This is a genomic window from Chloroflexota bacterium, assembly GCA_020161265.1.
GTDB lineage: Bacteria > Chloroflexota > Chloroflexia > Chloroflexales > Herpetosiphonaceae > Herpetosiphon.
In genome coordinates this window covers 25613-38798 of the sequence record JAIUOC010000002.1, presented here as the reverse complement: position 1 = coordinate 38798, position 13186 = coordinate 25613, and the positions used below count along the sequence as shown (strand labels likewise).

The window sequence follows — 13186 nt, the reverse complement described above, 5'->3', positions numbered from 1 at the left end:
TGCTTAATGCGCGGGTTGATTATATCGACCCTCAAGGGCGGTTTATGTTTGTCGCGCTGAGCGATAATCACGGCGATGCCTATGTTCATTCGACCCTATTCAACCATGTCAGCAATCGAGTGCAAGTCGGTGATACCGTGCGGGTCAGCGTTTCGGCAAGTGATCGCGGCTTACGCGCCAACTCACTTGAGCTTTAAATTGGGTTTTGCATATCCACTCAAGCAGCAAGGCCGACTCAAACGAGTCGGCCTTGCTGTTGTTATTATTGTAGGAATAGCTCGAAGTTGGGTTTCCGGTCGCGGCCTGTGAGGCGGCGGAAGCCTCGCCCGATCGCTCGAACCGTATCCTCGCCTAACGAATAAGCCAAGACCGAACCGAGAATCAAGCCTAGGGCACTTCCGGCTGCTGCTCCAAGCGCAAAGACGACATAGCGTTCGCGTTGTGTAGATTTGTTCATGATGTACCTCGCACGTGATCGTCCTTGACCCGCCGATTACTGAAGAACGACAACTGGCGTAGCTTTTTGCCACAATTTATCGAGCTTGTAAAAATCGCGTTGTTCAGGGCTAAATATGTGCACAACCACATCGCCAAAATCGAGCAAAACCCAGCCAGTTTCGGGTGAACCTTCGATTTTGGGGGTGGCTGCGCCTTCTTGGACTAATTGATCATCAATTTCTTTTACGACAGCCCGCACCATCCGCTCATTGCCAGCCGTACAAATCACCAGAAAATCGGCGAAGGTGGCTAATGGACGAACGTCGAGCATTATAATATCATTTGCCTGTTTCGAGTCTGCTAAATCAACAGCACGGCGGGCAAGAACTTGCGCTTCGATAGGTGGACCTCCACATTTCTAGAACTGTATTTTCTGCTTCCAGTGTACCATGAAACCTTAAATTAGCTGCATGCTCCGCCCAACATGTTCAAAGATGTTGAGGGCTTCGGCTAGATCGGCGTTGCTATGGCTGGCAGTGACGATTGTGCGCACCCGCCCTTTGTCTCGCGCCACGGTTGGGAAGGCGATGCCTTGGGCAAATACGCCTGCTTGGAACAACGCATCGGAGAATTGCATCGACTTGGCTCCATCGCCCACAATTACTGGGGTAATCGGGGTTTCTGAGATGCCAGTGTTGAAGCCAAGCTTGTTCAACCCCGCCTTGAAAAATTTGGTATTTTCCCAAAGTTGTTGATGCAATTGCTCGCCCTCGGCACTTTGCAGCAGTTTGATGGCCGCCAAACAAGTGGCAACAACCGCTGGTGGATGTGAGGTGCTGAATAAAAATGGTCGGGCGCGATGCTCCATTAATTGGCGTAATTTGCTCGATGTGGCGACGTAGCCGCCAACCGCGCCAATTGCCTTGGAAAGCGTTCCAACCTGAATATCCCAATGTTTGATGCCATAATGGCTGACCGTGCCGCTGCCGTTTTTGCCCAACACGCCCGAAGCGTGGGCATCATCGACCATGGTGATTGCACCATAATGCTCGGCTAGCTCGGCGATGCGTGGCAAGGGCGCAATATCACCATCCATGCTAAATACGCCATCGGTCACAATCACCGTGTTGCGATATTTACCTTGGTTGGCCTGCAAAACCCGTTCCAAATCGTCCATATCATTGTGTTGATAGACCGCCCGCGCCGCTTTGGTGAGGCGAATTCCATCGATGATCGAGGCATGATTCAATGCATCGCTGATTACCAAATCGCCATCGTTGAGCACAACCCCCAACACAGCAGCATTAGCGGTAAACCCCGATTGTAGCACTAATACTGCTTCGGTATGCTTGAATTCAGTTAAGCGTTGTTCAAGCTCCTCGTGGATGCTCATGGTGCCAATAATTGTGCGAACTGCGCCTGAGCCAACGCCCCATTCCTCGATTGCTTTGATAGCGGCGGCTTTCAAGGCGGGATGATTAGCCAAGCCCAAATAATTATTTGATGAGAGATTGATCACCGATTTGCCATCGATGGTTGAGCGTGGGCCAGTTGGGCTTTGCAATTCGCGCAATGTGCGAAAAATCCCCTGCTCACGCAAACTATTCAGTTGCTCATCAAGATATGCTTCAAATGAATGCGGCATCATCGCCCCCAATAACACGCTAGTTGCACCGATGACCAAATGCCATCTGGTTCAGATGCATTATAGGGCATAAGCGGCATTTGTTGATGCGGCTGATAGCTGATTTAAGCTGCAATGATTGTGCTGGTTTTTTGCTAGGATCGTGCATGTTGCCAATGCTGCCAAAAGCTACACTGAATTCAACTCATTACAAGTTGTGAAACGGAGTTGCTATGTTGCGCAGCATTCGGGAATTAGCTAAGTTTTTGATCGCCAGTTTGTTGGTGGTTGGCAGTTGCCTTGGGATTTCATTCTGGGCTTGGGGGCCGCCAATGCGTGATGATCTGCCTGTTACGCTCCACGAAGGTGGTTTGTATGATGAGTGGCAGCAAATCGAATCAGCTGATCCAAACCGACTCTATTTTGAAGTTACGCTCTATCATAGCGAATTATTTACCAAGGTACACGCCGAGCCGTTGAGCCAACCAAGCCTGGATTTGCAACTTGATCCATTAGATTCAACTCGCATCCGCCCATTTGCACCATTTGTTGTGCGTGGTTCAGTGGCACGGACAGCGTTAGTGGCTGGCGATTCAGTCGAGATTCGATTGCATGGAATGCAGGGGCAAGCATCGCGCACAATTAATTTAGATCGCCAATTCTACGCTGATGGCACTATAATAACACTACCCTAATTAGCTGAATTAATAACTAATTTTGCTGGTGGCGTAGCCAAGCCCACTTTGCACATCGCGGAAGGTGCGAATATGGCTGATATCAATGCCGGTATCGAGCAAGGCTTGGACGGTTTCGCTGCGTAAACCAACCACAATTGGCTCGGTGCCAAGCAAACGTACTGCACTCAAGGTTTGTACTAACGATTCAGCTACCGCCTGATCAATCGTGGTCAGACCCGTTAGATCGATCAAAATTGTATGTGGACGGCGTTGATAAATTGTATTCAGCAGTTCATCGCTGAGCAACGCCGCCCGCGAGAGGTCAATGCTGCCAACCAGCGGTAACACCAACACTCGTTCGGCGATTGGTAGCACTGGCACGCTCATCTGGCGAATCGTCTCGCTGGAGCGTTGTAATTCGTCGAGCGCTTTTTCAAGATACAGCGTGCGTTTCTGCACTCGTTCCTCAAGCACCGACTGATTACGCTCAAGCTCCTTGCCATGTTCAATGCTGGTTTTGAGCAGTTGGCGTAGGCGGCGGGCGGTAAACGAGGTGGTGGCGGCGGCAGTGCCAAAACATCCGCCTGCAAACAATGTATTCAAAATAGTAGTATTTAGTGAAAATGGCTGAGGGCTTAAAATATCGGTGCTGACGAAAACTACGACTGCCAGCGCTGCATAAATCAGGCTCCAACGGGCTGGGAGCAGCAGTGCCGCCGCTACAATTGGAATAAATAGCCCATACATGCCCCGGCTCGTCACCCCGACCGGAGTTGCCACCACCAAAATAATCAGCATGTAGGGTATAAACATTGCGTGGGTGGCCCATTCTGGCTGATCAATGCTGACCAGCCAGCCCGAAATGGCGGCGGCAACCAGCACCCCAATCAAACAGCCCAGCGCCAGCTGATTGCGGCCCACACTGAGATCAACCCCGAACACATAATATAAAATCAGTAGGAAAATAAAACTACTGCCAGTAATCAAAATACGTTGCAAGGCTCGCTTGCGCTGTTCACGTTCTTCATTCCAGAGGGCAATTTGACGATCGGCCATGCGCGGTATACCTATTGAGTAAATTGGGCATGGCGCATTATAACAGGCTTTTTTGCTGATGATTCAAGCCTGCCTGCATGCGACCGTCTGTGCTATAATCGCTGTAGGAGGATGCCATGTCGGATGCGTTTGATCAAGCTCAACGAATGATTTCACCCAAGCCTCGTGAAGAGGATCAAGTGGTGGAGAAAAGTTTGCGGCCAAAAAAATTGGCTGAATATATTGGCCAAGAAAAAGTGCTGGCCAACCTCAAAATTGCGATTGCTGCGGCCAAACAACGCAAAGAGCCGCTTGATCATACCCTGTTTTATGGCCCGCCTGGCTTGGGTAAAACCACGCTCTCAACCATTTTGGCCAACGAAATGGGCGTGAATATCAAAATTACCTCTGGCCCTGCGATCGAACGTGCTGGCGATTTGGCGGCAATTTTAACCAACCTCAAAAAAGATGATCTGCTCTTTATTGATGAAGTTCATCGCTTGAATCGCGCCGTCGAGGAAGTGATGTATCCGGCGATGGAAGATTTTGCGCTGGATATTATTGTGGGCAAAGGCCCAAGTGCCCGCAATTTGCGCCTGAAACTGCCTCGTTTTACCGTAGTTGGGGCGACAACCCGTTTGGCCTTGCTCACCTCGCCCTTGCGTGATCGCTTTGGCTCGGTGCATCGACTGGAATTCTACTCGGTCGAAGCCATGACCGATATTGTGCGGCGTTCGGCGGCCTTGCTCAAATCGCCAATGGATGATGCGGGAGCGTTGGAGATTGCGCGGCGGGCGCGTGGCACACCCCGCGTTGTCAATCGTTTGTTGCGGCGGGTGCGCGATTTTGCCTTGGTAATGGCCGATAATCACATTACGCTCGAAGTGGCCCAAGCAGCGCTGGCCAGCCTTGAAATCGATGATCTAGGGCTTGATGAGAACGATCGACGAGTGTTGCGTACCCTGATCGAAACGTTTAATGGTGGGCCAGTTGGCTTAACTACCCTCGCGGCGGCAACGGCTGAAGAAGTTGATGCGATTGAAGATGTGTACGAGCCATATCTCTTGCAACTTGGCTTTATTCAGCGTACTCCACGTGGACGGATCGCCACGCGCCGCGCCTACGATCATCTGGGTTTGAGCTTTCCCGAAGCGCCGCGCCCAGCCGATACTCAACAAGCTAGCTTTAATTTAGAGCAGTAGTCATTTGACATAAGCAACAGGCTGCTGATATTAATCAACAGCCTGTTTTGTTGGATTATTTGGCGATTGCCAGATCGTAGCGCCGCCCAACTTCGCCCCAATTGATCACATTCCACCAAGCGCTCAAAAATTCGGCGCGTTTTTGGCGGAACTTCAAGTAATAGGCATGCTCCCACACATCAACCCCAAGCAGCGGGGTTAGGCCTTCCATATATGGGCTATCTTGGTTGGGGTAGCTAGCCAGATAGAGCGTGCCTTTGCTATCGGTCGAGAGCCAGCCCCAACCTGAACCAAACCGCCGCGCCGCAATATCATTAAACGTGGTTTTGAAACTATTGAATGAGCCATATTTGGCATTAATTGCAGCGGCCAACGCGCCACCAGCATTGCCGCCACCTTTTGGCGAGAGCGTTGCCCACCAAATTGCATGGTTGGCATGGCCGCCAGCGTTGTTGCGCACGGCGGTTTGAATCGCGCTCGGCAAGCTGCTTAACCCATGTAAGAGTTCGGCTACATTCATACTTTGCAACTTAGGGTAATCGGCCAGGGCTGCATTTAAATTGGTAACAAGTGCTTGATGGTGTTTTTGATGATGAATGTACATCGTTTCAGCATCGAGGTGTGGCTCCAAATCGCCGTAATCATAGGGCAACGCTGGAAGGGTAAATTTGCCATTGGTTGGAACGGTTGCTTGATCGAAGGTTTTGCCTACGCCACCATATTTTTTGGCGCTGGCCCCTTTGCTGCCCCAAATCGCCGCCAAACTGCCCAACCCTACTGCACCCAAAAATCCCCGCCGCGATAGATTGAAACGTTCTGACATTATCAACAACCTCCAATAGACTATGGTTCCTGTGGCAACCATTCGTCTAAATTCGCGCTTTGGTTTTAGCCAAAATGCCGATAATTGTCAATACTTTATTAAAAAATAGCCTAAATTAGCCATCGATGGCTTTTATTGGGCGTGGGGAATTCGAAGCCTCAATCAGCTAGCTGTGAATAAGCTATGGTGAAATCGCAAGCTCAGCGACTGTCATCAAGCTGTCATCTGCAAGTCTCGTCATGGCGGGGACGAGCTGCTAAGCTTGTTAGTAGCAAAAGCAAATTCATCCCAGCCAATAAGGAGCGCATTTATGAAATTCATCAATATCAAAAATCACGAAGATGTCAGCGATTTTGCCGATACCGCCTTGGAATGCAAGCAATGCAAGCATCAAATGCGGATTTCAGGTCCATTGCCCAAGAATGCCAAATGTAGCGCTTGTGGCTCAACCAATGTAGTGCGCAAAAACGGCAAGTAAGCTAATCTATTCAAATTACCCCGCACCTTCAATCAAAAAGAAGGTGCGGGTTTTTTAATTCATTGTTGGGTTAAGAAAATTGGTGAGCCGGTTAGTTGAATATTACTACCGCTAACTGTGCTAGTTGTACCATTCCAAGCCACTTTGGTGTAGGTTCCAGTTAAATTAATTGTGGCACTGGCAGTTTCATTGCGATCAAGCGTGGTTTTAGCCCATAAAACATAACGCAATTGATTGTTTTTGCGAAAAGCCGCGCCGTCGATTGTACTGGGTAAATTTAACGCAGCCGTTGCAGCAGCATCGTAGCGCCAGCCATATAATTGATTATAGGTTGTGCGGTTAGCGATGCCTTCACTTGTCATAATCTGATTATTTGGTGCATCACGTTTGAGATTTTCGTAAAAGCCCATTAATTGGTATTCATCTTGAGCGGTGGCGTAATCTGCGCCCTCGCCAGTGGCAAACCAATAAATTTGCAAAATACCAAGTTGCTGGCCTTTGACGATGGCTTTGATGAGATAATTACGCTGAATTTCTTCGCCGCCAGCATAATTATTGAAGGCTTTGCGTGAAACATTAGTTTCAGTGATGATGCTAGGCTTGCGTGGAAAGTTTGTGCCGTTGTAGTTGCGGGCCGCTAAAGTTTCGTTCATGGTTTGGTATTGATTGACGAAAACTTGGCTCATACGGTCGCTATGCCGCACATAGACAAAACCACCAACCCCATTATCCCAATAGGAGCCACCATATTGCGGATAAATATGATAACTTAGCGCATCGAAATAAGCTCCGCCAGTTAATGGATATTGACTGCTGACTTTACCAGCATCGGGATTATCGGTATAGCGCAACAGTGCATCCAAAAATGAGGCATAGCCAATGCCACCTGGCGCAACATAACTATCAGGATCGGTCTTTTTGATCACAGTGTAGGCAATTCGCAATAAACGAATGTAGTTGTAAATTGGTGCATTCAGATTTGGTAATTCATTCGGAGTTGGTGCACTATCCCACCAACTGCCTCCGCTTGCACCTGGGCTGGCATATGAACGAGCGCTGTTAGTATAATCTGGCTCGTTGATAATTTCATAGAAGCGCATATATTTGCCGTAAGTGCTGGCAATTTGCCAAACATAGACAGCAAATTTGTTCGCATCGTTGACGGGTGTGCCATTCTCGCCATTATCCCAAATTGGCTCGTACATGCCTTGCCAAAGCTTGCTTTGTACAGGTGTGCCGTTATTGCTGTAGTAGCTGGCGGTATCGCGCCAAGCAGCGCGTGGCTCGCCTAAAAAGACCGTATTTTCACGAAAACTAAGCGTAGTAGAAATATATTCGAAGACCGGAACCCGAATGGCCGCGCCCCATTGGCCAATAAAACTATCTGGGAGTGAAGCACGGGCGCTATGTGCCCCAGCATCAGCCCCAATGGCATAAATTTTTTGATCATCCCAGCCGTTGCCGTAGTAACCAGGGTTTAGCCCAAATTGAAAAAGTGCAGAATAACTAGGAACATACGTATTGGCCGTGATCTCGTGATTGCCCATCACAATTGGCATATAGGTCGTACTTGGGGGTAAATAATTGGCCGCGAGGCTTGAAACCGATCCCAGCAGCAACAAAAGCAGCATAAGCCGAAAAAAGGCACGTTGGGACATACGACCTCCTGTGTTGGTTGTTAATTGCCGAAACGATTGGCAGTGGTTGGTTTGAGGCTAAATTGAATCTGTTCTTTGATTGGCTCGTTGGTTAAGCGGGGAATCACATGCATATGCACATGATGAATTACCACGCCGCTGACGGCCCCACAATTCCAGCCGATCGTATAGCCCAATGGTTTATGGCTGGTAGTAATGAAGGCCTTGACCTGATTGAGCAAATCTTGCATGGCATCCCACTCGTCGAGATCCATCTCGTGGCGAGTTTCGCAATGGCGTTTGGGAATAATCACGCCAGCGCCCGAGAGCACCTTATCGGGCTGTTGCAAAAATCGACAAAAACGATTTTCAAGCATGGTTTCGATCTCAAGGGTTTCGGGGTCGCAAAATGGGCAAGCGTTCATGGAGTTTCTCCATCGTCTTGTTCGTTGGCCTTCAACATATCACCCAGCCGCATCAAGGCCTCGATCAAACTATGATCATGCGGTTTTTCGGCCTCTTCCAAGGCGCGAACCATGCCTTCGCGTACCTGCATGCCCCAGGTTGTTTCGATTCGTGGATCTTCATGGACTAAAGCTTCTTGCAAATGGGTAATTGCATCGGGCACATGCAGTGCTGCTAAAGCTACGGCGGCCTCGTAGCGCACATCGCTATCGGGGTGACGCAACGCCAAGACCAAGGCATGAAACGCCCGAGGATCGCCAATTTTGCCCAACGAACGGGCGGCGCGGGCGGCAATTTCGGGGTCGAAATCGGTTAATGCCACCAATAAATGATTAAAAACTCGGGCTTGGCCGATAACTCCGAGAATTCGAATTGCTTCGATCCGCAGTTGGCGATTTTTTTGCTCCATCAGATCGAGCAAGGCTGGTACGGCGGCGGCTCCAATTACCCCGAGCGTCCAGGCGGCTCGCATGCGGATGTCGCGCTGAGGAGAGCGCAAGAGCGGAATTAAAAATGGGACGGCAGGCTCGCCAAACAAACCAAGCGTGAAGGCCGCTTGCGAACGCACAAACTCATCATCATGCTGCAAATCGGCGACTAATTGAACAATCGTTTCAGGTGTGCGCTCCATGCGTCACCTCCTTGTGACATCATCAATGCTTCGAAGAATGGTGCTGAGTTGAGATTGAGTTGTGCGATTATCGACAACAACTCGCGATGGGCGACGTAAGCCACTGGCAGCGGTGGTACCAGCAGGCAAGCCTGTGGAATCAATACCATTCCACGCGAGCAGGGCTTGACCAAGCTCAAATCGACTGAGAATTTGTGGGCCTACAAGGTGAAATATACCATAAAGGTTTGGTTTTTGTGCAAGCTCAATCAAGGCTAGGGCCACATCTTCAACCAAGACTGGGCAGCGCAGTTCGTCGGTAAAGAGCACGCCATGACGTTCGCCGCGCAGCATTGCCAAGGCCATGGTTGTGTTGGGGTCCAGCGGGTTTTGACCATACAACAACGAGGTGCGGGCGATCGCAGCTTGGGGCGCAAGTGCAGCTACGACGGCTTCGCCTGCTGCCTTCGAGGCTCCATAAGGATTAATTGGCGCTGGCACGTCGCTTTCAGTATAGGCGGCCTCGCGCCCACCCCAAACTGCATCCGATGAAACATGCACGAAGCGGGCTTGATGCTGGGCTGCCCAACGGGCTAGGGTGGCGCTGGCCTGGACATTAACTGCCCACAAGGCTTGGTCGGTCATGGCTGGCCCCATCGCAGGTGTGACCGCCGCCGTATGAATAATTGCAGTTGGCTGAATCTGCTCAAGCAATGCCTCAAGTTGGGCTTGATCGGCCAAATCGCAGGCTACATGCTCGCCAGCTGTTGGCGGGTTGCGCCAAGTTTGGCTATACACTTTATCCCAGATTGTTGTCTGCTGAGCAAAATAAGCGACCCGCTGACCAAGATAGCCCGATGCCCCAGTAATTAACAAGCGACTCATACACAACACCATCACTAAAAAGATCATTAATAACTCTATTGTAGCCCACGCTGCAAGTATTGTGGCTAGAGGCTTGGTTGCGGTGCTTGGATGGGTTCTGGCCTAGTCAATTGGCTCAGCGACTGGCTCAAATACCACCAAACTTGCCCGTTGTTGGTAGCCAAGGCCTTGATACAGCGGCAGACCCGCCTCTGAAGCCACCAAGACACTCCATTGTTCGCCATGGGTAGCGGCTTCATGCAACACATGAATCATCAACGCTCGTGCGATGCCGCGCCGTCGATAATCGCTGGCTGTATATAAATTCATCACATAGCTATGCTCGGCATCAATTCGGCAGGCTCGCACTCGTGCCACCACCCGCTGATCAAGCGCAATAAAGTTATGGCGCAGACCTGACTCATGCAGGCGGGTCTCGCTAATCCATGCCCGCTTGGCTGGATCATTGTTGTTCAGCCATTGCATTTCGGCGATGGTCTTGGCTTGACCAACCGAATAGCGTTGGTCAGACGGCGGCAGATCGCTGAGTTTGCGGACGAGCAGCACCTCGTTTGAGCTATGGTGATAACCGGCGGCTTGGTAGATAGCATGATCGCTGGCCGGCCGATCAACGAGAGTAATTCGATGATCGGCGGTTGGCTGGTAGCTGGCAAGAATTGCTAAAACAGCGGCAGGTGCATGGTTTTGCACAATCACCTCATCAGCAACATGTGGCTCCTGATTCCAAACGTCATCGACATGCAGAATGGTTAAGCCATCAATAACATGACGTTTTGAGTGATTTTCGCTGCTAGGAATGCCAATTTCGCCGTACATAAAGATTTCTAGGGCTTGATTGATCTGCATTTGTGGTTAGCTCCCAATTAGTTCAGCTTGAAACAGCATCGTATACTAGCCATATTGATGCTTGATCGGCCTAACGAGGGAATTTATGCTTGCGCCATTTGATGCAGGGTTGATTGCGACTTTACGCGCCGCCCGTTCGCTAACGATTTTGACCGGAGCAGGAATCTCGGCTGAGAGTGGGATTCCAACCTTTCGTGATAGCTTGGCTGGGTTGTGGAATACGATTGATGTTGAGCAAGTGGCAACTTTAGCAGGCTATTTGCAGCAACCTGAGGCAGTTTGGGGTTGGTATCAGGCGCATCGCCAACAGATGCTTGATGTTCAGCCGAATGCTGGCCATGGTGCTTTAGCTCAACTTGAGCAGCATATCCCAAGCGTAACGATTATTACCCAAAATATTGATGGCCTGCATCAGCGAGCTGGCTCAACCAGGGTGATCGAGTTGCATGGCACGATTAATACGGTGAGCTGTAGTGCGGCTGAGCATGGCAGTTTTGCTTGGCCAGATAGCCCAAATTTGCCGCTTTGTTCAGTTTGCGCTGCGCCGCTGCGCCCTGATGTAGTCTGGTTTGGCGAACGTTTAGATCTTGCCAAAATTCAAGCGGCTGAATTGGCTAGCCAAAACTGTGATGTATTTCTGGCAGTTGGTACATCGGGCGTGGTTGCGCCAGCCGCGACCTTTCCGATGACTGCCCGTGCTCATCGTGCCCGTTTGATCGATCTTAATCTTGAGGATACGCCGTTGAGTCGCCACGCTCGCCATCGGTTACGCGGCACGTCAGCACAGCTATTGCCAGCCTTGGTGGCTGCAACGTGGGCTTAATTTTTGTGCAAACTGCTTGGTTGAGGTTTAGGCAGTTTGCCCAACATTGGCGATTTTTGGCTCGGCTATACTGGCGTGGTGATGTTAACGAACGCTTTTGCTCAACTAAAATTGTTGCAACTTGCCGATAGCGCTTTGCCAATTGGCTCAACCGCCCATTCGTATGGGGTTGAGTCGTTGGTTGCCGAGGGTCAATTGGGCGTGGCTGGGCTGGGCCAGTTTATGCGAGCCTTCATTCAAGAGAGTGGCCAGCTTGAGGCTTACTTGGCGTATCAGGCTTGGCAATTGGCTGATGCTAGTGCATTTGAGCAGGCTTGGCTCAATTTGAATGATCATGCTGCGGCCTTCAAGCCTGCGCGTGAAAGCCGCCATGCCAGTGCGGTGCTTGGTCGGCGCTTGCTTGGCTTGGCTCTGCAACTGGAACCGTTGCCACGCTGGCAGCAGGCTAGCACTTTAGCCCAATCTCACCAGATCGAAACCCATCATAGCTGTGTTTTTGGCTTGGTGGCTGGCTGCATGGCGATTGAGGCCGAAGCCATGCTAGCAGCCTTATTGCAACAAATGACGTTAAGCTTGATTTTAGCATGCCAGAAAATTTTGCCACTCGGCCAGGTGCAAGCCCAACAATTATTGTGGCAGTTGCATCCCACAATTCAGGCGGTCGTTGCCCAAACTCCATACACGATGTTGGCTGATCTCGCGCCTTGCAGCATTGGCTTAGATGGAGCGAGTATGCGTCACCCCTTGCTGGGTACACGCCTCTTTATTAGTTGATGCAAACCGCGACCCGCCTTGAGCGCATGCATGGCCATTTGGCGCTCGATTTTACGCTTAAACAGCAGCGTACCCGTTTGACTGTGCGCGAACATCGCCCGCCCTTGCAGGTGGTGCGCGATTTTGGCTTGGCCGATGGCACAAGTTTTGTGCATTTGCATAATGTTGCTGGCGGTGTGTTGGCGGGCGATCAGCTAACCACTACAATCACGCTTGCTGCATCGACCAAAGCTCAACTGACCACCACCAGCTCAACCCGCATTTATCGCAGCGATGGTGAGCAAATCGCTTATCAACAGGTGCAGGCCACTTTAGCCGAACAAAGCTTGCTCGAATATTGGCCGGATACGACGATCCCGTTTGCTGAGAGTGTGTATCAGCAACAAACCCGCATCGATTTGGCTGCTGACGCTGGTTTATGTTGGTGGGAATTTCTTGCGCCAGGCCGCGAAGCCTATGGCGAACGTTTTGCCTATCGTCAGTTGCGCTTGGATTGCGATATTTATGCCTTGGGTCGGCCAATTGTGCTGGATCGAATGCGCTTGCAACCAAGCCTGCAACAACTCAGCAACCCCTTGTATTTTGGCAAATACAGCTATTTGGCAACTGGCTACATTTGTCGGGTTGGTTGGGATGCCGCTCAGTGGAAAGCCCTCGAAGCTGAATTAATGGCCTTTGCTGCCAGCCAAACCAAGCTTGGGCGCTGCTTGTGGGGCGTAAGTTGTCTGGCTGCTCATGGGCTGGTGATTCGCGGTTTAAGCAGCAACAGCCGCGATCTGTTGGCGACGGCGTTTGACTATTGGCGCTTCGCCAAACCAGCGTTGTACGGCACAACCCCCAATCTGCCGCGCAAAATTTATTAGTGTGAG

Annotated in this window: 16 protein-coding genes; 6 read left to right on the top strand and 10 right to left on the bottom strand. The window is 50.6% G+C overall.

Annotated elements, in window-relative coordinates:
• Positions 1-262 precede the first annotated feature (262 nt).
• The 3 genes from LCH85_04455 to LCH85_04445 are packed head-to-tail and all read right to left on the bottom strand — an operon-like array spanning position 263 to position 2083.
• Complete coding sequence (locus tag LCH85_04455) at positions 263-457, bottom strand: hypothetical protein (GenBank protein ID MCA0351227.1); 195 nt, start codon at positions 455-457, stop codon at positions 263-265.
• Positions 458-493: 36 nt separating this feature from the next.
• Positions 494-838: a ribosome silencing factor gene (rsfS, locus tag LCH85_04450; GenBank protein ID MCA0351226.1), complete on the bottom strand. Its 345-nt coding sequence runs from the start codon at positions 836-838 to the stop codon at positions 494-496.
• A 57-nt stretch (positions 839-895) separates the two neighbouring features.
• Complete coding sequence (locus tag LCH85_04445) at positions 896-2083, bottom strand: glycine C-acetyltransferase (protein MCA0351225.1); 1188 nt, start codon at positions 2081-2083, stop codon at positions 896-898.
• A gap of 212 nt (positions 2084-2295) precedes the next feature.
• On the opposite strand from LCH85_04445, the gene LCH85_04440 reads away from it, so the two are divergent.
• The gene (locus tag LCH85_04440; GenBank protein ID MCA0351224.1) at positions 2296-2757 is read left to right on the top strand and encodes a hypothetical protein; all 462 of its coding nucleotides are present in this window, start codon (positions 2296-2298) and stop codon (positions 2755-2757) included.
• A 9-nt stretch (positions 2758-2766) separates the two neighbouring features.
• Here the strand turns inward: LCH85_04440 and LCH85_04435 are convergent, their stop codons facing one another.
• Positions 2767-3795 (bottom strand): STAS domain-containing protein, encoded by a 1029-nt coding sequence (locus LCH85_04435; GenBank protein MCA0351223.1) that lies wholly within the window; start codon positions 3793-3795, stop codon positions 2767-2769.
• Positions 3796-3911: 116 nt separating this feature from the next.
• On the opposite strand from LCH85_04435, the gene ruvB reads away from it, so the two are divergent.
• Positions 3912-4976, top strand: a complete 1065-nt coding sequence (gene ruvB / locus LCH85_04430) for a Holliday junction branch migration DNA helicase RuvB (GenBank protein MCA0351222.1) — start codon at positions 3912-3914, stop codon at positions 4974-4976.
• A gap of 55 nt (positions 4977-5031) precedes the next feature.
• Here ruvB and LCH85_04425 read toward each other — a convergent pair whose 3' ends face one another.
• Positions 5032-5799: a superoxide dismutase gene (locus tag LCH85_04425; GenBank protein MCA0351221.1), complete on the bottom strand. Its 768-nt coding sequence runs from the start codon at positions 5797-5799 to the stop codon at positions 5032-5034.
• A 310-nt stretch (positions 5800-6109) separates the two neighbouring features.
• Here LCH85_04425 and LCH85_04420 point away from each other — a divergent pair, with 310 nt between their 5' ends.
• Positions 6110-6277, top strand: a complete 168-nt coding sequence (locus tag LCH85_04420) for a zinc ribbon-containing protein (protein ID MCA0351220.1) — start codon at positions 6110-6112, stop codon at positions 6275-6277.
• Positions 6278-6336: 59 nt separating this feature from the next.
• Here the strand turns inward: LCH85_04420 and LCH85_04415 are convergent, their stop codons facing one another.
• From LCH85_04415 to LCH85_04395, 5 genes are all read right to left on the bottom strand, one after another.
• A complete protein-coding gene (locus tag LCH85_04415) occupies positions 6337-7935 on the bottom strand; it encodes a hypothetical protein (protein MCA0351219.1) in 1599 nt (532 codons plus the stop codon).
• 20 nt (positions 7936-7955) lie between these two features.
• Positions 7956-8339, bottom strand: a complete 384-nt coding sequence (locus LCH85_04410) for an HIT domain-containing protein (GenBank protein ID MCA0351218.1) — start codon at positions 8337-8339, stop codon at positions 7956-7958.
• Positions 8336-9010, bottom strand: a complete 675-nt coding sequence (locus LCH85_04405) for a HEAT repeat domain-containing protein (GenBank protein ID MCA0351217.1) — start codon at positions 9008-9010, stop codon at positions 8336-8338. Before LCH85_04405 ends, LCH85_04410 begins: the two co-directional genes overlap by 4 nt.
• A gap of 3 nt (positions 9011-9013) precedes the next feature.
• Positions 9014-9874: an SDR family oxidoreductase gene (locus LCH85_04400; GenBank protein MCA0351216.1), complete on the bottom strand. Its 861-nt coding sequence runs from the start codon at positions 9872-9874 to the stop codon at positions 9014-9016.
• Positions 9875-9976: 102 nt separating this feature from the next.
• Entirely contained in the window at positions 9977-10720 is a 744-nt protein-coding gene (locus LCH85_04395; GenBank protein MCA0351215.1) for a GNAT family N-acetyltransferase, read from the bottom strand.
• 85 nt (positions 10721-10805) lie between these two features.
• On the opposite strand from LCH85_04395, the gene LCH85_04390 reads away from it, so the two are divergent.
• From LCH85_04390 to LCH85_04380, 3 genes are read left to right on the top strand one after another with little or no spacing between them, the layout of a single operon-like run.
• The gene (locus tag LCH85_04390) at positions 10806-11543 is read left to right on the top strand and encodes an NAD-dependent deacylase (GenBank protein ID MCA0351214.1); all 738 of its coding nucleotides are present in this window, start codon (positions 10806-10808) and stop codon (positions 11541-11543) included.
• 36 nt (positions 11544-11579) lie between these two features.
• The gene (locus tag LCH85_04385; protein ID MCA0351213.1) at positions 11580-12317 is read left to right on the top strand and encodes a hypothetical protein; all 738 of its coding nucleotides are present in this window, start codon (positions 11580-11582) and stop codon (positions 12315-12317) included.
• On the top strand, positions 12317-13180 hold the full coding sequence (locus LCH85_04380) for an urease accessory protein UreD (GenBank protein ID MCA0351212.1): 864 nt from the start codon (positions 12317-12319) through the stop codon (positions 13178-13180). Before LCH85_04385 ends, LCH85_04380 begins: the two co-directional genes overlap by 1 nt.
• The last annotated feature ends 6 nt before the right edge of the window (positions 13181-13186 follow it).